This is a genomic window from Streptomyces sp. NPDC096310 (genome assembly GCF_044763125.1).
Classification (GTDB): domain Bacteria; phylum Actinomycetota; class Actinomycetes; order Streptomycetales; family Streptomycetaceae; genus Streptomyces.
The window spans coordinates 122,887-144,511 of record NZ_JBIWFO010000015.1; the positions used below are offsets into that span (position 1 = coordinate 122,887).

Consider the following 21,625-nt stretch of genomic DNA (forward strand, 5'->3'; position numbering starts at 1 on the left):
GATGCCGGTGCCCTGCCGGAAAGCCGTCCTGGGGTGGCATGCCGTACAGCATGCGAAGGCGCGCTGAATTTCGTCAACAGGTCGGAAAATTAATCCGGAGGCGCCCCGCGCTCCGCCGGAACGGCCGGGTCCGCCGCGTGGACGGCGGCGGACCCGGGCTCGGGGCGACGAGTGGGATACGGACGGGGCTCAGCCCTTGAGCGGGCCTCCGTTGATGGCGACGCGCTGGCCGTAGCGGCTGTACGGGTAGTAGTCGTACGTCGCGTGGTGCTGTACGCAGCGGTTGTCCCAGAACACCAGGGTGTTGGGCGCCCAGCGGACCCGGCAGCTCAGCAGGGGCCGGTTCGGCACCACGTCGAAGAGCAGGTCGAGCAGGGCCCGGCTCTCGTCGGACGACAGTTGGGGGATCCGCGCGGTGTACGCCCGGTTGACGTACAGGATCTTCCGGTCGGTCTCCGGATGGCGTACCACCAGCGGATGCTCGCTCTTGGGCACCACGTAGCCCGGCGGTGGAGTCTGCCCCTGGAAGGCGACGAGACCGTCGTGGACGGCGGTCACACCGTCGAGGAGGGAGCGCAGGGCGGGGGACAGCATCTCGTAGGCGAGATGCATGTTGGCGAAGAGCGTGTCGCCCCCGCTGCCCGGCTCCGGCACCCGGGTCAGATAGAGCATCGAGCCGAGGGAGGGCTCCTCGTCGGCGGTGCCGTCGGCGTGCCAGCCGTTGCCCGCCACATTGGCCGCCTCGGCGGTGGTGCTGATCTCCAGGATGTACGGATCGCCCTCGGGCGGCGGCGGGTTGACCGGCCGCAGCTCACCGAAGTGACCGGCGAAGCGCTTGTGGTCCTCCTGCGTGAGGACCTGGTCGCGGAAGACCAGCACATGATGGTCGAGGAACGCCTCCTTCACCTCGGCCAGTTGCTCCTGCGACAGCTCCCGCGAGAGATCGACGCCGGAGACCTCGGCACCGATGACAGGGGTGAGGGGCGCGACCTGAAGGGTGCGGTAGTCCTTCGGGGGCCTGGTGGTGACGCGGGCGAGCGCCTCCAGTTCGTAACTCTCCACGACTTCCTCCTGTGGGGTGGGCGAACGGGTGCTGACGGGCACGGGGGTTGCCCGTGGGGTGGTACGTGGCCCACGGGCGCCGGATCAGCCGCTCTCCGGGGTGTCGCGGGCGGCCGCGTTGATCGCCCCGGCCACCGTGGCCACATACGGCTGTTGGACGATGCCGTAGTGGGTGGTGTCGAGCGGATACCAGGAACGGGACTCCGGGAGGTACGGCCGCCACCGCGCCCACTGTTCCTCCGGCGACCCCAGGGAGGGCATGCCCGCCACCAACTGCCGTGCCAGCCACAGCCGCGCGGGGGTGGCCGCGAGCCGCCGCACCGCGTGCGTGGCCATGCTGCGCAGATTGGCCCGGCAGCACGCGGCGAGCCGTTCGGCGTAGGCCCGCGCGTGCTCACCGGCCGACGCGCCCCCCTTGTGGCCGAGTTCGGCCGCGAACACCGTGCCGAGCTGGGTCTCGTCGTACGCCTGGAAACGCGCGCCGGAGTCCGGCGGGGGCGGGTCGAGCAGGTCGAGCGAGACCACCACCCGGCCGGCCGCCTCGGCCTGGGCGGCCATCTCCGCGGCCACCCAGGCGCCGAAGGACCAGCCGGCCAGCCGGAGCCGCCACTGTCCGGCGGGGAACCGTGCGAGGAGCGCGGCGTCATAGCGCCGGGCCCGCTCGGCCAGGGTCCACTCCGGCAGGCCGGGCCGGCGCAGCGCCGGGTCGGCGATGAGACAGACGGTCAGCGCCGGATCGAGCGCCGACACCAGCGACCGGTACGCCTGGATGTCGCCGCCGACCGGGTGCACCAGGCACAGCACCTCGTGCCCGGTGCCCTCCTGCCAGATCTCCAGTTCTACGTCGGAGTGGGCCACGTCGGAGTGGGCCACGTCGGAGTGGGTCACGTCGGAGGAGGCGGCGTCGTGGGGTGTCGCGTCCAGCCGGGCCAGGATCTCGGCGAGCGAGACCCGGTGGCTGAGCCAGGACAGTTCGAGTTCGACCCCGAAGTGCCGTTTGACCTCGCTGATCAGGTCCAGCATGGTCAGCGAGTCGGCGCCCAGGTCGTAGAGCGGGACCTCCGGGTCGAGCCGGTCCACCCCCATCCACGCGCACAGTTGCTCGGTGAGCAGCCCCACCGCGGCCTCCGTGGACGGCGCCGCCGTCTCCGCCCCGGCGGCCGGGGAGCCGGCCGTGGTCGCCTGGGAGCCTGCCGCGGGCTCCTCGTAGAACACCCGGGACGCGTCGAGATCCGTGGTGGAGACGAGGAGTTGCGGCAGCCGCAGCGCCACGGCCCGCCCGAACAGCCGCTGTCCCTCCGCCACCGTCAGACCGACCGCGAGATGCGCCTGATGGCGGGCGTCCGCGCGCGGCGCCCGCAGCGCCATGCCCGCCTCGCGCCACACGTCCCAGTTGACGGTGAGCCGTACCGTGGTCTCCCCCTCACCGGACCGGTGGTGGGCGAAGCCGTCGAGCAGCGCGTTGGACGCCGCGTAGTCGAACTGGCCGACACCGCCGAGCAGCGCCGACATCGAGGAGCAGTAGACCGCGAGCCCCGGCAGATAGCGCGTGATCAGCAGCTCCGTCAGCAGCGCGCCCCCCGCCCTGGCCGCCGTCGCCGCGCGCATCGCGGTCGGGTCGCGCCGTACGATCAGAGCGCCCGCAGCCGCCCCCGCCGCGTGGATCACACTGTCGAGACGCCCGGTCCGCCCGCCGATCAGGGCAGCGATCTCCTCCGGCGCCTCCCCGGCGAGATCCGCCCCGATCAGCTCGACCCGGTCCGCCCAGGGCGTCAACTCCGGTGGGAGCACCGGGTTTCGGGCCAGGAGAAGGACCCGGCTGCCGGTACGCTCCAGCAGCCAGGCCGCGACGGCGGCGCCGATCCCGCCCGTACCACCCAGCACGAGATGGACGCCGTCGGCGCCCGTCACACCGTCCGCGCCGCCAGGGTCGTCCCCGCCCGCCGACACCGGCAGGGTGATCCGCTCCCACCAGAACCCCTGCCGCAGCGCGAGTTGCCCCGGCAGCGCGGATCCGGCGCCGGTGTCATCGGCCGCGGCCACCAGCGCGGCCACCGGTGTGGCCCAGCCGTCCGGGTCCGCGGCCGGGAGATCCAGCCACCGCCCGGCCGCCGTCCCCTCCTGCGGTGCCACCGCGACGGCGCCGGCCAGCAGATTCGCCTCCGGCCGCCGTACGGGGCCGTCCACCGGCGTCGCCCCGTACGAGAGCCACCACGGGCGCAACCGTGGTGCTCCCGGTGTCTCGGCCACCGCGCGCAGCAGCGCGGCCGGTGTGTCGAGGCAGGCCCAGCGGGCGCGCTCCAGGGTGCCGGGGCCGACCGGCCCTTCGAGCCCGAGCGGCAGCGCGTGCAGCCAGTCGATGGTGTCGTGGCCCGCCTGCGCCAGCGCGTCGAGGAGTTCGCGCAGGGACGCGGGGTCGGCCGGGTCGACCTCGTACCCACCGTCGTCCCGCCGCGCGAACCCGCCCGCGGCGACGACCGGCACCACCCGGGCGTGGCCGGCCTCGAATCCACGGATCGCCTCCGGCCGTACCGGAGCGTCCGCCATCACCACCAGCGGCCGGGAGGTACGGGAGACGGTGGTGGCGGCGTGGCGCAGCCGTACCCACTGGGGCTGGCGCAGCCACGCGCCCTCCGGGAGCCGCCGCGGCCCTTCCCCGGCCGCCTGGCCGGCCGGCGGAGCGCCGCCTGTGCTGTCCGGGCGTGCGGCGCGCGCGAAGTCGTAGTCGGCCGTCGCGAAGGCGGGCGGCGGGAAGTCCCACGGTGCCTGCGCGGGACCGGCCGGCCAGTCGAGCGGCCGTCCGGCCGTCCAGGCCCGCGCCAGTTCCTGTGCCGTACGTTCACTCGCCCGGACCGGGTCACCGGCCGGGGTCACGGCGACCGGGACCGCCGTACGCAGCCACTCGACGGCCTCGGCGGCGTTCTGGCAGACCGCCGCGATCCGCCAGCGACGCGCCGGCCGGCCCGCCTGCACATGGCGCAGGACCTGCCCGTACGCCTCCGGGTGGGCCGTCAGATAGTCGGCGATCCGGGCGGCGTCGGTACGCAGCGCGCTCTCGCTGCTGCTCGACAGCGTCAGACAGGGTGGGGCGGCGGGCATCCCGGAGGGTCCGTCGGAGTGCGGCCCGGCGGGCGGCCCGGCTTGCGCGGCCGAGTGGAACACACTGTTCCGATCGGCCCCTTCGAGGATCACATGGGCGTTGGTGCCGCCGATGCCGAAGCTGCTCACCGCCGCCACCCGGTCCCGCCCGGCGGGCCAGGGCCGCGCCTCGGCCGGGATGTGGAACGGCGTCGGATCCGGGCCGATCCGCGGGTTGAGGGCGCGGAAGTCGGAGTGCGGCGGAACGATTCCGTGGTGGACGGAGAGCGTGGCCCGGATCAGCCCGACCACTCCCGCCGCCGCGCCGAGATGCCCGATCTGGCTCTTGACCGAACTCAGCGCGCAGCGCCCGGACTCCGCCACGTCGAACGCCTGGCGCAGGGCGCCGACCTCTACCGGGTCGCCCAGTGTGGTGCCGGTGCCGTGCGCTTCCACATAGCCGAGGTCGGCCCCGGTCCGGCCGCCGCGGCGCAGGGCGGCCCGGATCACCTCCCGCTGGCCGGAGAGCGAGGGCGCGCTGTAACTGAGTTTGTCGGAACCGTCGTTGTTGAGGGCCGAGCCGGTGATCACCGAGTAGACGGTGTCGCCGTCGCGCTCGGCCAGGCTCAGCGGTTTGAGCACCACCACCCCGACCCCGCTGGCGCCGACGGTGCCGCTCGCGTCGTCGCTGAAGGGCCGGCAGTGACCGTCCACCGAGAAGATGTGCTGCGGCCGGTAGCGGTAGCCGCCGGCCAGTTCCATGTCGATCAGTACGCCGCCCGCCAGCATCACCTCTGCGTCGCCCTGACGCAGCAGACCGGCCGCGAGATGGACGGCGACCAGCGAACTGGCACACGCCGCCTGGGCGGTGAAGGCGGGACCCGTCAGACCGAGGTGGTAGGCGGCCTTGGTGGCGAGGAAGTCCTTCTCGTGGTGGAGGGCGAGCTGGAAGGTGTCGGGCAGCAGCGCCGGGTCGGCCTCGCGCAGCATGGCCTGGAAGTACGTGTTCTCCCCGGCTCCGGCGATCAGCCCCACGCGCGGCGTGGACGGATCGGCGATGCCCGCGTGGGCCAGCGCGTCCGCGCAGCTCATCAGCAGATGACGCTGCTGGGGGTCCATCAGCCTGGCCTCCTGCGGGCTGAGGGAGAAGTGGTCGGGGTCGAAGGCGAGGGGCCCGTCGAGCAGGCTGCGTGCCCCGACGACACCGTCGGGGGCGTCGAAGTACTCGATACCGCTGCCGCCCGTCCGCACCATCTCCCAGAACGCGCCGAGACCGGCGGCGCCCGGCAGCCGTACCGCCATGCCGATGACGGCGATCGGTTCATCGGCCGCGGCGCGGGACCGGCCCACGTCCGACCGGCCCGCGTCCGCCTGGGCCGCGTCCGACCTGCCGTCCGACCGGCCCGCGTCCGACCGGCTCGCGGTCGGCCGTGTCGCGGGTGCCCGACCGTCGAGGAAGCGGGCCAGCGCCCGGAGGGTGACATGTTCGAACAGGTCGGCGACGGTGAGGCGCAGACCCAGTTCGGTGGTGCAGCGCAGATGGAAGCGCATCAGACCGAGGCTCGACGCCCCGGCGTCGAAGAAGGTCTGGTCGGGGCCGATGGGCGAGCCCGTCGCCGCCTCGAACGCGGCGGCCAGCAGCGCCTCCCGACCGGGAGCACCGCCCGCCCCCGTCTCCGGCGGTACGGCATCGGCGCCGACCGGACCCTCGGTGCCGTTCGGCAGCTCGTGGCCGACGGCGCGCAGCGCGCCCTCCCGGTCGAGTTTGCCGCTGGGGGTACGCGGCAGGGCGTCCAGCCGCCGGAAGCGGTCGATCCGTACGTACGGCGGCAGCAGCGGCGCGAGATGCGCCCGGAGCGCCCGGACGGTCGGGGTGTCACCGGCCGGTGCCGGGGGCGTCCGCGTCCCGTCCTTCGGCGGTCGGTCGCGGAACTGGAGGCAGGCCACCAGGCGTTCACCGTCGCGCACCACGACGGCCTGCACGATCTCCGGGTGGCGCAGCAGGGCCGCCTCCACCTCGCCGAGCTCCAGCCGGTGGCCGCTCAGCTTGATCTGCTGGTCGTCCCGGCCCCGGTAGTGCAGCAGGCCCTCCCGGTCGAAGGAGGCACGGTCGCCGCTGCGGTAGAACAGGCCGGGACCGGGCACCTCCACGAACCGTGCCTTGTTGAGCGCCGGGTCGTCGAGATAGCAGCGGGTCGCCATCGTGCCGCCGATCAGCAGATCACCGGTGCACCCGGACGGAACGGGCTCGCCCGCCTCGTCCACCACACGCAGCACGGCGCCCGCGACCGGCCGCCCGATGGCCGGGCGGTCCGGCCAGCGCGCCGGGTCCCCGTCCAGGCACAGCGCGCTCACCACATGCGTCTCGGTGGGACCGTAGTGGTTGAAGAGCCGGGCGCCCGGCATCCCCGCGAACCACCGACGGATCGCGTCGGTGCACACGAGCTGTTCGCCCGCGGTCACCACCTCGCGCAGCCGGACGGGGTACCGGCCGAGGTGGACGGCGTGCTCGGCGAGGAGCTGCAACGCCACGTACGGCATGAAGAGGCGCTCCGCGCCGGCCGCCTCCAGTTGGTCGAGGAGCGCCGGCGGATCCTGCCGCCAGGCGGGCCGCACGAGATGGAGACAGCCACCGCCGCACAGGGTCCCGAGGATCTCCTGGAAGGAGACGTCGAAGGAGAGCATGGAGAACTGCTGGGTGACGGCGGGCTCCGCGAGACCGCCTGACTCCGTCTGCCACTGGAGCAGATTGCACAGCGTACGGTCGAAGACCCGCACCCCCTTGGGGACACCGGTGGAGCCCGAGGTGAACAGGGTGTAGAGCGGGCGGGCGCCGTCGTGCGGTGGTACGGGCGGGGCCGGTGCCGTCGACAGGGTGACGGTGTGCCGTGCGAGACCGCCCGGGTCCACGGTGTCGAACGCGGCGTCCCCACCGGGCGGGAGCAGTACGCACAGCGGGCGCACCCGCTCCAGGATCTGCCGCAGCAGGGCCGGCGGGTAGGACGGATCGAGCGGTACGACGGTCACATTGAGCCGGGCCAGGGCCAGCAGCGCCACCACGTGCTCGACGGAGGGGTCGAGGTGGAGCGCGACATGGCAGGGGGCGCCGTCGTCCGCCGGCAGCGGGTGGGCGGCGCGCAGTTCGGCCGCGAGCGCCGCCGCGTACCGGTCGAGTTCGGCGTAACCCACCGCCCGCGCACCGTCGTTGAGCGCGGGCGCGTCGGGCGTCCTGGCGACCTGGCGTGCGAACCCCTCCGCCACCGTCGTCCAGGCCAGGGAGGCCGTCGCCCCGCGCCCCGGTTCGGGCAGGGTGCGCCGGTACGGCGCCGCCAGTTCGGCCGGGGTCGTCGCCGCCCCGTCGGCGAGCAGGTCGACGGCGCGGGTGAACAGGTCTGCCAGCGCGGCGACTTGATCCGCGCCGAAGTGGTCGTCGGCGTACTCCCACAGGCAGTCGAGACCGTCCGGGCGCTCCACCACGGAGAGGGTCATCGGGCACTTGGCCTCGGCGGGCGCCCCCCACAGGGGCCGGGAGGCGCACCCCGGCAGGGCCAGCGCCCCGAAGTCGGTGTTCTCCAGGACGAACAGGAAGTCGAACGGCGAGGTGCCGATACCGCCTGTACGGGAGCCCGCCGTGCCCGGGGCGGTCCCCTGGTCGGCCAGGACATCGGCCAGCGCCACGTCCTGCCGCTCCAGCACCGCCCGCGCACCGGCGCCCAGCCGCGCGACCTGGTCACGCAGTCCTTCGCGGGGTGCGACGGTCAGCGGCAGCAGCACGGTGTTGGCGAACATCCCCACACTGTCCTCGAACTCCCGCACCGGCCGGTTGGCCACGGGACCGGCGAGGCGCGGCCGGGTCATACCGGTCACCCCGTACAGACCGCACGCGAAGACACCGAACAGCAACTCGAAGCGGGTCAGACCGAGTTCGGCGCAGAGCCGGTCCACGGAGGCGCGGCGCCCGGCGTCGAGCGAGGTGTGCAGCAGCCGGCCGGCCGAGACGGTGCGACCGGTGTCAGGCAGGGACTGCTGTCCCGCCGTCGCCGCCGGGCCCGCGTAGTGGTCGCGCAGGGCGCGGCGCTGCTCCCGGTAGGCGGGGCCGGCGAACCGATCCGCCTGCCAGACGGCGTGGTCGAGCGGGGTGGGCGCCCCGGACACGGGCCGTGGCGGGGGCTCCGACGCCGACGCAGGTGGGTCCGTGTCTTCGAGCGCGTCGGCGTAACCGGCCGACAGGTCGGCCAGCAGCACGTTGAGGGACCAGCCGTCGACCGCGATGTGGTGCAGATGCAGCAGCAGCACCCCGCCGCCTTCCCACGGCAGCCAGCACGCCCGGAACATCCGGGGCTCGGACAGCTCGAAGGGCCGGCCGAAGAACGTGTCGGCGAAGGCCCGCGCGCCCGCCTCGTCGCCGCCCGCGCCGGAACCGGGTTCGTGCCACGGGTCGTACGGTTCGCCCACCACCTGGCGCAGTCCCTCGGGCGCCGCCTCGAAAGCCGTACGGAGCGCCGGGTGCCGCTCGACCAGTCCGCGCAGCGAGCGGCGCAGGGCGGCCGCGTCGACCGTACCGTCCAACCGGAACGCCTGGCCCACGCTGTAGGCGCGGGAGCCCGGGGAGCGCTGCTGCACGAACCAGAGGCGTTGCTGCTCGCTGGTGGCGGGCGCGGTGCGGGCCCCGGAGGGAGCGGCGAGCACCGGCCAGGGCGCGCCGCCGGCCGCGCCGCCTGTCGTGTCGTCGGACGTACGGCCCGTCGCCTCGCCCGTCGCGCCGCCGACCGGCTCGCCGACCGCCTCGGCGATCCCTGCGAGGCTCGCGTCGAGCACGGCCGACTGGGGCAGTTCGCGGCCCCAGCGCCGCCGTACCTCGAAGCGCAGCCGCAGGGCCTTGAGCGAGTCGCCGCCCAGAGCGATCCAGCGGTCTTCGGGCCGAGGGTCCGGTACGCCGAGGATCCCCGAAGCCAGGTCGAGCACTTCACGCTGCCGGTCGGTGACCGTGACCGGCTCCCCGTCGCCGCCGGGACGCCAGGGCGGGGCGGCGCGGCCCACCAGCGCCGCCCGGTCGACCTTGCCGTTGGCGGTGAGAGGGAGGGCGTCGACCCGGTGGAGATGGTGCGGGCGCATGTAGGCGGGCAGCCCGGCCGCGAGATGGCGGTCGAACTCCTCGAAGGACAGCTCCCGCCCGAACACCACGTACGCCAGCAGCTCGTTCGGCCCGTGCTCCCCGTCGCGGCGGGTGCACACGTACGCCTGGCGTACGGCCGGGTGTGCAACGATCCGCCGCTCCACCTCGCCCGGTTCGATCCGGAAGCCACGGACCTTCACCTGGCGATCGGCGCGCCCGACGTACTCGACGACCCCGTCGGCGTCCGCGCGCACGAGATCGCCGGTGCGGTAGTGGCGGGTCCGGCCGCCGTCGTGCCACGGGAGCCGGACGAAGCGGCGCCCGGTCTCCTCGGGGAGGTTGCGGTACCCGGCCGCGAGTCCCGCGCCGGAGAGCAGGAGTTCGGCCGTCTCGCCGGGCTCGGCTGTCCGCTCGGTGCCGGGGACCACCAGCAGGGTCCCGGTCTCCGGCAGTGCCCGTCCGATCGGTACCCGGTCGCCGCCGAAGTCGCGCGGGATGGGGTGGCACAGGGCGAACGTGGTGGCCTCCGTCGGCCCGTAGACGTTGTGGAGCCGGGTCGCGCTCGTCGCGTTGTGCGCGTACCAGCGCCGTATCAGGGCCGCGTTGAGCTGTTCGCCGCCTATCAGGACCTGGCCGGTCCCGGAGAAGCAGTCGGGCACGGTGTCGACCACCGCGTTGAAGAGCGCCGTCGTGACGAACACCGTGTCGATACGTTCGCGCTTCAGCGTCGCGGCCAGCTCGTGCGGGGTACGCACGGCCTCGTCGCCGAGGATCACACAGCGCCCGCCGGTCAGCAGCGGCACCCACACCTCGAAACTCAGCGCGTCGAAGGCGGGGTTGGCGAGAGCGGCGAAGCGCGCGCCCTCGGCGGTCTTGAGGTAGCCGGGCATCGCCAGGCGCAGCACACCGGCGTCCCGTACCTCGACCCCCTTGGGAACACCGGTCGTTCCCGAGGTGTAGAAGAGGAAGGAGACCGACCGGTCAGCCAACGACCCGTCAGGAGAGTCCTGTTGCTCCGATGCTCCCGGGTCCGTGGCGAGCAGGGCGTCGACCGGCAGCGGCCGTACGGTCCCGGGCAGGTGGCGCACCGGGTCCGGGGGACCGTCCGGCGCGGGTGGAGACGCCGTTCCGCCGTGGATCACCGCCACACTGGCCGAGTCGGTCAGGATATGGCGACGCCGATCCGGCGGGCTCTGCAGATCGAGCGGTACGACCCGGGCGCCGAGGCACAGCACACCGAGCATGGCGCAGACCTGCTGCCAGGAGCGGGGCAGCGCGAGGGCCACCGCCTGGCCGGGACGGACCCCGGCGCGGCGCAGTCCCTCCGCCACCGCCCGCCCGGCGGCGGCGAGTTCACCGTAGTCGAGCCGCCGCTCCCCATCGGCCACGGCGACGGCGTCCGGGGTGCGAAGCGCCTGTGCGTACACGGCCCGCGCCAGGGCGCTTCCCGGTCTCATCGTGCCTCCAGCGCGACGGCGGCGAGCCGGGTCAGCTCGGCGGTGATCAGCTCGGCCACCCGGGGCACCTCGTCGCTCTCCAGCATGTCCCAGTGGCCGCACGCCACGGGTTCGGTCAACCACCCCTGTCCGGCGCGCCGTCGCCAGAACTCCCGTACCTCATCACCGTCCTCGCCGTCGGCGGTGGCCTGGACGAACACCAGCCGGGCGCCCGAGGGCGGCGGCGGATAGTCCCGGGCGGTCATCCGGTTGTGGTTGTAGATACGGAAGTACCGGTCGATCTGGTCGTCCTCGATGCCCGGGTACATCCCGTTGAACCTGACGAGCTTCTCCCGGAACTCGGCGGCGTCCACCGGACCGACCGCCCTGCGCGCCGCCGCGTCCTCCGTCCCGTGGGTGTCGAGCAGGACCACACTCAGCCGGGGGTGTCCGGCCGCCGCCAGCCGCCGTCCCATCTCGTGGGCGACCAGACCGCCGTACGAGAGCCCGCACAGCACCAGGGACTCCCCGGGCCGGGGGCCGACGCGTTTCAGATACTCCTCCGCCATGGCCTCGACGCTCGGCAGCGGCAGCTCGCCCGCGTGCAGACCGGGGGACTGGATGCCCTGGACCCCGACCTCCGAAGGCAGCGCTGCGGCCAGCGGGAGATAGCAGAACGCGGTACCGCCGGCCGGATGGACACAGACCACCCGCCGCTCCCCGTCACCCGCGCGGAACTCGATGAGCGGGTTGTCGGGGCCGCCGGGACCAGGCCGCCCCGCCGCCCCCACGCGCAGCCGCTCGGCCAGCGCCTCGACGGTCGGATGCAGCAGGATGTCCCGGATCGGCAGCTCCTCGCCGAACTCCTCCTGGACGGCGTGGGCCACCTTGATGGCGGAGATCGACGTTCCGCCCAGGTCGAAGAAGTTGTCGCTGATGCCGATCCGGGGATGGAGCAGCAGCCGGCTCCAGATCCGGTGGAGCGCCATCTCCACATGGTCGCGCGGGGTCCCCGTGTTGACCTGGGACGGCAGCGCGGCCCGGGAGCGCTCCAGCAGCTCCGTACGGTCCAGCTTGCCGCTCCGGTTCAGCGGCAGGGAGGGGAGTTCGACGAAGACCGAGGGGATCATGTAGTCGGGCAGCCGCTCCGCGAGCGCCGCCCGCCAGGCGTGGGGCGGCCGGGGGGCGGCCTCGCCCCGGCCGACGCCCGCCACCAGGCGCGGCTCCCCGGGGCCCGTACGGTCGACGAGCACGGCCGCCTCCCGTACCCCGTCCAGCGCCAGCAGCGCCGCCTCCACCTCGCCGGGTTCGATCCGGAAGCCCCGCAGCTTGATCTGGTCGTCCATCCGGCCCGCGTAGGTGGCGTTGCCGTCCGGCAGCCACCGGGCCAGGTCGCCCGTACGGTACATCCGCTCCCCGGGCACGAAGGGGTCGGGCACGAACCGTTCCGCCGTCAGATCCGGGCGGTGCGCGTAGCCCAGCGCCAGGCTCGCCCCGGCGACACAGACCTCGCCCGCCACCCCCGGCGGTACCGGCCGCAGCCGTTCGTCCAGCAGATAGAGCCGGGTGCCCGGCAGCGGCCTGCCGATCGGGCAGGGCCGCTCCAGCGGCCGGAAGTCGGTGTACGCCGTGGTGTAGAGCGTGGCCTCGGTCGGCCCGTAGCCGTAGCAGATACGCAGCCCGGGCAGGACCTGCCGCATCCGGTACAGCGCCGTCTCGGGCAGGGACTCCACCCCCGTCAGCAACTGCCGCAGGGCCAGCCCCGCCAGCCGCTCCCGCGGGGCCTCGTCGATCCACTTGACATAGGCAGGGGGCAGGAACGCCTGCGTGACCCGGTGCTCCCGCAGCCAGCCCATCAGCGCCCGCGGATCGCCCCGCAACGCGTCGGGGACGAGGTGGAGTACGGCGCCGGTCGTGAGCGGCAGGAGGAGTTCGTGCACCGAGGCGTCGAACCCGATGCTCGACCAGGCGGAGGCCGCCTCGCCCGGGGCGTCCCCGAACCGCGCCAGCCACTGGTCGAACAGATTGGTCACCGAGCCGTGCGTCACCACGACGCCCTTGGGGCGGCCGGTCGAGCCGGAGGTGTAGATGACATACGCCGGATCCGAGGGCCGGACCGCGACCCCGGGGGCGCCGTCGCCGCCGCCCTCCGCCTCGACCCCGGTGAGGGAGGACCAGGACCCCGGCGGCGCGGCCAGGTCGCTGAGCACCAGCGCGGGCCGGGCGTCCTCCACCATGGCGGCCAGCCGGTCGGCGGGCTGGCCGGGGTCGAGCGGCAGATAGGCGGACCCGGCCTTGAGGATGCCGAGCACCCCCACCACCAGCTCCGCCGACCGCCCGGCGTGCAGACCCACCACCCGGCCGGGGCCGGCGCCGCGCGCGATCAGGGCGTGGGCCAGCCGGTCGACGCGCCGCTCCAGCGCGGCGTAGTCCAGCCGCACCCCCTCGGCCACCAGGGCGGCGCCGTCGGGGCGGCGGCGTACCTGCGCCTCGAAACGTTCGACCAGGGAGAGCGCCGGGCCGGCCGGGCCGCCTTCCCCGGTGCTCCACTCCGCCAGCAGCTCCCGCCGCTCCCGCGCGTCCATGAGGGCGAGGTCGGCGATCTCCCGGTCGGGCCGCTCGGCCATCTGCGCCAGCACCCGTGACAGGTAGCGCGCGTACCGCTCGACCGTCCCGTGGTCGAACAGGGCGCTCGCGTAGTCCAGATCGCCGGTGATCCGGCCGTCCTCCTCCGCCAGCGCCAGCACCAGGTCGAACTTGGCGGGCGCGTACGGGATGTCCAGCGGCTCCGTCTCGACGCCGGGCAGCTCCAGCAGGCCCCGCAGCGACGGCACCCACGCGAACATGGTCTGGAAGAGCGGCGAATAGGCGGGGCTGCGCGGCGGATTGACCAGCTCCACCACCCGCTCGAACGGCAGATCGCTGTGGTGCAGGGCGCCGCGGAGCGTGCCGCGCACCCGCTGGAGCAGGTCGGCGCTCGTCGGGGTGCCCGAGAGGTCGACCCGCAGCGCGAGGGTGTTGACGAAGAAGCCCATCAGCCCGCCGACATCGCCGCGACGGCGGTTCGCCGTCGGCGCGCCGACAACGATGTCGGACTGCCGGGTCAGCTGCCGGAGCACCACGGACCAGCCGGTCAGCAGGGTCGCGTACAGGGTGACGCCCTGCCGTTGCGCGAGGTCCTTGAGCGCCGCGGTGAGCCGCGCGTCGAGGTCGACCCGCACCCGGCCGCCCCGGAAGTCCTGCTCGGGAGGGCGCGGCCGGTCGGTCGGCAGCTCCAGCAGCGGCGGGGCGTCGGCCAGGGCCCCGGCCCAGTAGGCGCTCTGGGCGGCGAACTCCTCTGCGGCGCCGGGCTCCTCGCCGTCCAGCCACCGCCGCTGCCGGGCCGCGTGGTCGGCGTACCGCGCGGTCAGCGGGGGCAGTACGGCGTCGGTCCGCTCGCCGCGCGCCAACGCGGTGTGCATCAGCCCGAGTTCGCGCAGCATGATGTCCCGGGACGCCCCGTCGAACACGATGTGGTGCACCGTGATGAGCAGGACGTGATGCTCCTCGCCCAGCACCAGCAGCCGCCCACGGGCCAGCGGGCCCCGCTCCGGCTCGAACGGTGCCGCGCACTCCTCGTACCGCCGGGCGGCGAGCCGCGCCTCCGCGTCGGGACGCCCGCGCAGATCCTCCACCACGAGGCAGAACCCCGTCTCCGGCGGGTCGATCCACTGGTACGGCTCGCCGTCCACGGAGACGATCCGGGTACGCAGCGACTCGTGCCGGGCGGCCAGCGCGTCGAGGGCCCGGCGCAGTACGGTACGGTCGAGCGGCCCCCGCAGGGAGAAGGCCACCGGTTCGTTGTACGCCTCGCCGCCCCCCTCCCGCTGCGCCAGCACCCACAACCGCTGCTGCGTCGGCGACAGCGGCACCGGCGTCCCCCGCTCCCCGTGCGGCTCGCCGCCGCCGGGGGACCGGATCGCGCGCTGCCGCGCCGTGGTCGTGGTGTGGGAAGTGTCCGAGGAGCTGCGTATCGCCGACAAGACCAGCCCTTTCCCCTGGGGGAAGCTCAGTGGGGGAGTGAGATCGCGCGGGTGGGTGTGACGGGCGCGGCGGACGTCGTCGTCACGCGGGGGAGCGCTGCGCGCCTCCGCGGCGCGTCGACGCACCGGCGGTGGTGGTTCCCTGTTCGTGCCCGGGTCAGACAGTGTCAGTGTGTGGCGGTGTGCATGACGGTGTGCGTGGCAGTGTGGAGGTAGCTGTCGGTGTCGTCCGTACGGGGGTGCCGGTACCCGTACCTGTGCTGTACGCGTGCGTGCGTTGCTGCGTGTCGACCGACCGGACGCCGGGCCACCGACACCTGGTCGGCATCGCTGGCTCGATGATGATTGGACATGATTCTGATCATGTCAATGGTCGCCCTGAGCAAGGCCGTTCATGTCCGGGCGGAGTCGCCGGCGGCGATTGACCACGGGCGCGGCGGCGTTCGGGCGGACGGAACAGCATCTCGCGGAGGGCGCGTCAGCCCCCCGCCGCGCGGCGCCGCGACCTTACGGCTGCCCCGCCCCGACCCCGCCGTAAGGCCCTCAGGACCACCTTGTGGTGCCCGTACGATCCTGTCACCGTGCCCTTCAGGACACCTTGACAAGCGCGCCTTCCCCATCACCACCGCGCCGCTCTGGTGTGCTGGGCCCCATGACGCCGACCTCCGCAGCGGGGCCGCTGCGCCGGATGACGGCGCGCAGCCGTACCGAGGCGCACCGCACCGCGACCCCGCTGGAACTCTTCTTCGACCTGTGCTTCGTCGTGGCGGTCGCCCAGGCGGGCGCGCAGCTCGTGCACGCGCTCGCCGGGGGACGCCCGGGCGCCGGGGTCATCGGCTACCTCCTCGTCTTCTGGGGCGTGTGGTGGGCCTGGATGAACTTCACCTGGTTCGCCTCCGCCTACGACTGCGACGACGTCCCGTACCGGATCGCGGTCCTCGTGCAGATCTGCGGGGTGCTCATCTACGCCGCCGGTGTCCCCCGGGCCTTCGTCGACGACGACTGGACCGTCACCGTCCTCGGCTATCTGGTGATGCGGTTGGCCCTGACCGCGCAGTGGCTCCGGGCGGCCCGCTCGGAGCCCGCGGGCCCGGCCCGGCGCACCGCCGTGCGGTACGCGGCCGGCGTGGTGCTCTGCCAGGCCGCCTGGGTGGCGCTGCTGGCCGCGCCGGAGCCGCTGAGACGCTGGCTGTTCGTGGCCGGGGTCGCGGCCGAACTCCTGGTGCCGGTGGTCGCGGAGCGGGACCACCGGACACCCTGGCACCCCCACCACATCGGGGAACGGTACGGGCTGTTCACCCTGATCGTGCTGGGTGAGACGATGTCGGCGACGACCGTCGCCGTCCAGGAGGCCCTCGACGAGGGCTGGGCGCTCGGGGAGCTGCTGCCCATCGCCGGCGGGGGCGTCCTCATCGTGTTCGCCGCCTGGTGGGTCTACTTCGCGGTGCCCGCGCACGAGCGGCTGACCGACAACCGGCGGGCTTTCCAGTGGGGTTACGGACATTTCGTGATCTTCGCTTCGGCCGCCGCGATCGGCGCGGGGCTGGAGGTGGCCGTGGAACACGCGGTCGGCAAGGCCCATGTCTCCACGTTCGCCGCCGCTTTGGCGGTGACCGTACCGGCCGCCCTCTTCCCGTTCACGGTCTGGCTGCTGCACGCACGCCACTTCAAGACCGGGCCGGCCCAGCAACTCGTCCTGCCGCTCTCGGCGGTGGCGACGGCCGCGTGCACCTTCGCGGGCGCCTGGGCCGTACCGGCCGCCGGTCTGGTGGCGACGGTGACGGTCGCGGTGGGCGTGAGCCTCGCCCGGAACTCCTGACCCGCTCCGGAGGCGCCCGGTCCAGGGCGTGCGGTGGTCGACGGCGTCCGGAGGGGGCAAAGTGCCGCGCCCTCTCCGGCGCGTGCGGCACGGTGGCCCGTGTCCCGTCCGATCGGCCGGCGGTCCGTGATGTCGAGGGTGACACCGGCCCGTGCCGCGACATCCTTGGTCGTGGCTCCCCGCCCCACCTCCGCGTGGAAAGGTTTCCATGATGTGAATGTTTTTACGATTGCATACTGACCAGGTCAGAGCCAAGGCTTCGGTGCACACCGTGCCGCCCGACGGTGCCGAGGTGAAGTGGCGGACTTCGAACAGTCCTACAGACGCCCCGCCTCCACGATCCGGCGCAGGAACCGCCGCGTACGGTCCCGGCGCGGGGCGCCGAAGACCTCGTCCGGTGTGCCGCGTTCCAGCACCACGCCGCCGTCCAGGAAACACACCTGGTCGGCGACCTCGCGGGCGAACCCCATCTCGTGGGTGGCCAGCACCATCGTCATCCCCTCGCCCTTGAGGTCCCGTACGACCGACAGGACCTCACCCACCAGCTCGGGGTCGAGCGCCGCGGTGATCTCGTCGAGCAGCAGCAGCCGGGGGCGTACCGCCAGGGCGCGGACGATCGCGGCGCGCTGCTGCTGACCGCCGCTGAGCCGGTCCGGGTACTCCTCCGCCTTGTCGCCGAGGCCGAGCCGGGCCAGCAGTTCGCGGGCGCGTGTCTCCGCCTCCTCGCGGGGGACGCCGAGGACCCGGCGCGGCGCGAGGGTGATGTTGCGCAGCACCGTCATGTGCGGGAAGAGGTTGTACGACTGGAACACGACGCCGATCCGGCGGCGCACCGCGTCCGCGTCGGCCCGTGGATCGGTGATCTCCGTCCCGTCGAGGAAGATCGCCCCGTCGTCGATCTCCTCCAGCAGGTTCGCGCAGCGCAGCAGGGTCGACTTGCCGGAGCCGGAGGCGCCGATCAGCGCGGTCACGGTGTGCGGGGCGACGTCCAGGGTGACGTCCCGCAGCACGACCCGGTCCCGGCCGAAGGTCTTGCGCACGGACTCCAGACGCAGCACAGGGGCGTTGCCCGCCTCGCTTCCTGGCGGGTCCGCCGTACGGGCGGGCCCGGTGTCCGGGGCGTCGGCGGTCATACGGTGCCTCCTTGCGCGCGGCGGCGGTCCATCCGGGCGGTGACCCAGTCCGTGAAGCGGGTCATGGGGATCGTCAGCGCGACGAAGACGAGCCCCGCGACCACGTACGGCGTGTAGTTGAAGTACTTCCCGGTGATGATCTGCGCCGCGTACACGGCGTCCACGGCCCCGGCGATCGAGACGAGGCCGGTGTCCTTCTGGAGCGACACCAGATCGTTGAGGAGCGGCGGCACCACCCGCCGTACCGCCTGCGGGAGGACCACGTACCGCAGCGTCCTGGAGCTGGACAGCCCCAGCGAACGGGCCGCCGCCCGCTGCGAGGGGTGGACGGACTCGATGCCCGCGCGGAAGACCTCGGCGACATAGGCGGAGTACGTCAGGACGAGCGCGGCGCCGCCGAGGAGCACCGGATCGGTGGTGACCCCCTGGAGCCGCAGCGCAGGCACCCCGAAGACGACCAGCAACAGACAGATGATCAGGGGCAGTCCTCGGAAGAAGTCGGTGTACGCGGCGGCCAGCGCCCGGACCGGGAAGAAGACCGGGCCACGCAGCGTACGGGCGACGGCCAGCAGCAGCCCGAGGGCGAGGACGCAGACGCCGCACACCGCGAGCAGCCGCAGATTGAGCAGCAGCCCGTCGAGGACCTGCGGCAGCGCCATCCGGGCGTACTCGGCGCTGAAGAAGGTCTCGCGGGTGCGCTGCCAGCCCGGCGACCCGGTGATGACGAGGAACAGCACGGCGCCCGTGACCAGGGTGGAGAGCGCGGCGACGGCGGTGGCGCGGCGGGCCCGGGCGCGCTTGTACCGTTCGCGGGCGAGCCGCCGCGCCGACGGCGTGTACGCGGCCTCGTCCGGCGGGTACGGATCTCCGGTGCGCGGCCCGCCGCTCTCCCGCCGCTCCGCCGGGTCCTCGCCGCCGCCCTTCCCGACGCATACGCTCCCGCCGGTCATGTGAGGACCGGCGCGTCGACGGCGTCGGCGAGCCATCGCTTCTCCAGCGCGGCGAGGGTGCCGTCCGCGCGGAGCGTGTCGACCGCCCGGGTGACGCAGGGGGTCAGCGCGCTGCCCTTGTCGAGGGCCAGCCCGAACTGCTCGGCCGCGCCCGAGGAGTCGGCGAACTGCCCGACGACCTTCGCCTCGGGGATCTCGGCGGAGGTGATGTAGAACGCGGTCGGCAGATCGACGACGATCGCGTCGACCTGTCCGTTGCGCAGCGCGGACTTGGCGAGGTCGTTCTTCTGGAAGACGGCGGGCCGGCGCTCCGGCTTGATGATCTCGTCGACGGTGTCGAGGCTCGTGGTGCCGACCTGGGCGCCGAGCCTGGCCCCCTTCAGTTCCCCGGCGCTCCTCGCCCCGGCGTACGGGGACGACTTCAGCGCGACGACGGCCTGGCGGACGGCGTAGTAGCCGGAGGAGAAGTCGACGGCCCGTTTGCGTTCGTCGCTGATGGAGATCTGGTTGAGGTCGAAGTCGAAGTTCTTGGCGCCCGGCGCGACGGAGTTGTTGAACGGGACGGTCTGCCAGACGACATCGTCCCTCCCGTAGCCGAGAGCCTTGGCCACGGCGTACGCGACGGCGGACTCGAAGCCCTTCCCGTTCGCCGGGTCGTCGTCCTGGAACCAGGGCGCGTACGCGGGTTTGTCCGTACCGACCGTCAGCTTCCCCTCGGTTCTGGTGTCGAGCCCGCCCGCGACGCAGGCGGTCGGGCCGGCCGGCGTACCGCCGGCGGACGGCTCCTCCTGCGGGGCACACCCCGTGGCGGCGGCGACGGTGAGGGCGAGGAGGGCGGGGAGAAGACCGCGGGCGGTGGGACGCATGGCGGGAGAGTGCCACCGTGCGGGGGTGTCTGTCGAGATCACCGCATTGCGGCCGGGTGAATTCCGCGCCGGACGCCGCAAAAGGGTTTGCCGGGCGATCGGGGAGGCTGCGAGGCTCCTCGGGTGACGGTAGCCCGAGTCGAACTGCTGACCCGCCAACTCGACCTGACCTGGTCCCTGTTCGCGTACTACCTGCGGGATCTGGACGACGCCGCCTGCCTCTGGGAGCCCGCGCCGGAGTGCTGGACCGTACGCCCCGACGGCCGGGGAACATGGGCGGCCGACTGGGAGACGACGGAGCCCGACCCCGCCCCGGCCACCTCGATCGGCTGGCTGACCTGGCACATCGGCTACTGGTGGACGACCACCCTCGCCCACTGCTTCGGGCCCGGCGCGCCCGCACGCGAGGAGATCACCTGGCCGGGCGGCGCCGGGGCCGCCGGTGACTGGCTGTGCGCGCTGAAGGACGAGTGGCGCGCGGCGCTGCTCCCGCTCACCGACGCCGAACTCGACTCCACGGAGCGGACCGCCGGGCTGCCGTGGGGCGAGAAGCTGCCCCTGGTGGACGTGGCGGGCTGGGTCAACTTCGAACTGGCCAAGAACATCGCGGAGATCGGCCTGACCCAGCGCTTCCACGCGGCCCGTACCGACTGATCTCCCTACCCGCTCACCTGCCTCTTCACTCATCCGCCGACCCGCCGACCGGGCTTTTCGGTGGTGCGCACTCCGCGCCACCGGAGAGCCTTTTCTTCTGAGCGGCAGATCTTTTGACGGATCATGAGGAAGTTTCAGAGATTCGTTCCGAACCTCTGGACAGCCCCGACGCGGCGCCCTAATGTCTCGGCCCACCGGACAAGTGTTTCGTCGCGGTAACACCGCAGCCCCCCGGCGTTCGATCGAACGCCCCTCACCGCACGAGTCTCTCCACGTCTCTCCCCCCACGGCCGGGTCGGCCTCCGACTGCACCCGTCCCGAGGCGCTGCGCGTCCGCCGTCCCGGCGGTCGCACGCTCACGCACTGTGCAGCACCCCCGTCGACGTACGGGGTCACGGCCGCGCGCCCGGCGCGTCCGTCACCGCAGCGGAAGGGAAACGACATGAAGGTACGTACGTTCATCGCCACGGCCTCGCTGGTGGCCTCCGGAGGGCTCGTCGCCTTCGCCGGCTCCGCGCAGGCGGCGCTCTACACCACCTGTGTGGGGGACGGCGGAGCCGTCACGGTCAACAACGACCTGGTCGTCCCGGCGGGCAAGTCCTGCACCCTGACCGGAACGAAGGTCAAGGGCACGGTGACCGTCGAGGACGGCGCCGACCTCGTCGCCGCGGGAGCCACCTTCAACGGGGCCGTCAACGTGGGCGGGAACGCCTACCTCGACCTCACCGACACCACCGTCAAGGGCGCGCTGACCACCCGCGCCGCCTTCGGCGCCCATCTCCAGGACACCACCGTCAAGGCCGGCATCACCGCCACCGAGGGCTTCGTGTACGCCGTCGACTCCGCCCTCGGAGGGACCGTCAGAGCCGAGTCGGGTGAGCTGTACGTGTCGGGCAGCACCCTCGACGGGGCCCTGACCGGGGACCGCAACCAGTACACCGACGTGTACGACTCCACGGTCAAGGGCGCCCTCACCGTCAGCGGGAACACCCTCGGCGGTCTCCTCTGTGCCAGCGAGGTCCAGGGCAACACCGTGTACAAGGACAACGCGGACGCCCTCCAGCTCGGCGGCGAGGGGCTGCTCGGCTCCTGCCGGGGCGCCACCTACCTCGGCGGCGATCTCGCGGTCACCGGCAACAGCGCCAACGCCGTACTCGACAACACGATCGTCCGGGGCGCGCTCACCGCCACCGGCAACACGCCCGTGCTCAAGGTCGGGGACCTGGCCCGGGTCCGTGGTGGAATCACCGGCGAGACCGCACCGGCGACCTCGTCCGCCCGCTCCGCCAAGCCGGCCGCGCGGGACCGCGGGAACGAACTCGCCGGGAAGGCGGCGGAGCGCGCCGCCGAGGCACGGGCCGACGCCCACGCGGCGGGCGACTCACGGCTGAAGTGAGCCCCGGCGGCTCATGACGGCACGCCGGGCACGTCGCCGGGCACCGCGCCGGTACGTACGCCTTCCGGCACCGCGCCGGTACGTACGCCGCCC

General features: G+C 73.4%; 9 protein-coding genes. 3 read left to right on the forward strand and 6 right to left on the reverse strand.

Annotation, left to right across the window (positions count from 1 at the left end; all coding sequences use genetic code 11):
- Positions 1-189 precede the first annotated feature (189 nt).
- The 3 genes from ACIQ7D_RS25325 to ACIQ7D_RS25335 form a co-directional block, all read right to left on the reverse strand.
- On the reverse strand, positions 190-1,062 hold the full coding sequence (locus ACIQ7D_RS25325; RefSeq protein ID WP_403941112.1) for a TauD/TfdA dioxygenase family protein: 873 nt from the start codon (positions 1,060-1,062) through the stop codon (positions 190-192).
- A gap of 84 nt (positions 1,063-1,146) precedes the next feature.
- Positions 1,147-10,713 (reverse strand): amino acid adenylation domain-containing protein, encoded by a 9,567-nt coding sequence (locus ACIQ7D_RS25330; protein WP_403941114.1) that lies wholly within the window; start codon positions 10,711-10,713, stop codon positions 1,147-1,149.
- On the reverse strand, positions 10,710-14,705 hold the full coding sequence (locus ACIQ7D_RS25335) for an amino acid adenylation domain-containing protein (RefSeq protein ID WP_403941188.1): 3,996 nt from the start codon (positions 14,703-14,705) through the stop codon (positions 10,710-10,712). Before ACIQ7D_RS25335 ends, ACIQ7D_RS25330 begins: the two co-directional genes overlap by 4 nt.
- A 661-nt stretch (positions 14,706-15,366) precedes the next feature.
- Here ACIQ7D_RS25335 and ACIQ7D_RS25340 point away from each other — a divergent pair.
- The gene (locus ACIQ7D_RS25340; protein ID WP_403941116.1) at positions 15,367-16,533 is read left to right on the forward strand and encodes a low temperature requirement protein A; all 1,167 of its coding nucleotides are present in this window, start codon (positions 15,367-15,369) and stop codon (positions 16,531-16,533) included.
- A gap of 317 nt (positions 16,534-16,850) precedes the next feature.
- Here the strand turns inward: ACIQ7D_RS25340 and ACIQ7D_RS25345 are convergent, their stop codons facing one another.
- From ACIQ7D_RS25345 to ACIQ7D_RS25355, 3 genes are read right to left on the reverse strand one after another with little or no spacing between them, the layout of a single operon-like run.
- Positions 16,851-17,666, reverse strand: a complete 816-nt coding sequence (locus ACIQ7D_RS25345) for an amino acid ABC transporter ATP-binding protein (RefSeq protein ID WP_403941118.1) — start codon at positions 17,664-17,666, stop codon at positions 16,851-16,853.
- The gene (locus ACIQ7D_RS25350) at positions 17,663-18,616 is read right to left on the reverse strand and encodes an amino acid ABC transporter permease (protein ID WP_403941120.1); all 954 of its coding nucleotides are present in this window, start codon (positions 18,614-18,616) and stop codon (positions 17,663-17,665) included. Before ACIQ7D_RS25350 ends, ACIQ7D_RS25345 begins: the two co-directional genes overlap by 4 nt.
- Positions 18,613-19,482 carry an ABC transporter substrate-binding protein gene (locus tag ACIQ7D_RS25355; protein WP_403941122.1) on the reverse strand — a complete coding sequence of 290 codons (870 nt, stop codon included), beginning with the start codon at positions 19,480-19,482 and terminating at the stop codon, positions 18,613-18,615. Before ACIQ7D_RS25355 ends, ACIQ7D_RS25350 begins: the two co-directional genes overlap by 4 nt.
- Before the next feature lie 123 nt (positions 19,483-19,605).
- On the opposite strand from ACIQ7D_RS25355, the gene ACIQ7D_RS25360 reads away from it, so the two are divergent.
- Complete coding sequence (locus tag ACIQ7D_RS25360; RefSeq protein ID WP_403941124.1) at positions 19,606-20,136, forward strand: DinB family protein; 531 nt, start codon at positions 19,606-19,608, stop codon at positions 20,134-20,136.
- Between the two features lie 442 nt (positions 20,137-20,578).
- The gene (locus tag ACIQ7D_RS25365; RefSeq protein ID WP_403941126.1) at positions 20,579-21,532 is read left to right on the forward strand and encodes a hypothetical protein; all 954 of its coding nucleotides are present in this window, start codon (positions 20,579-20,581) and stop codon (positions 21,530-21,532) included.
- The last annotated feature ends 93 nt before the right edge of the window (positions 21,533-21,625 follow it).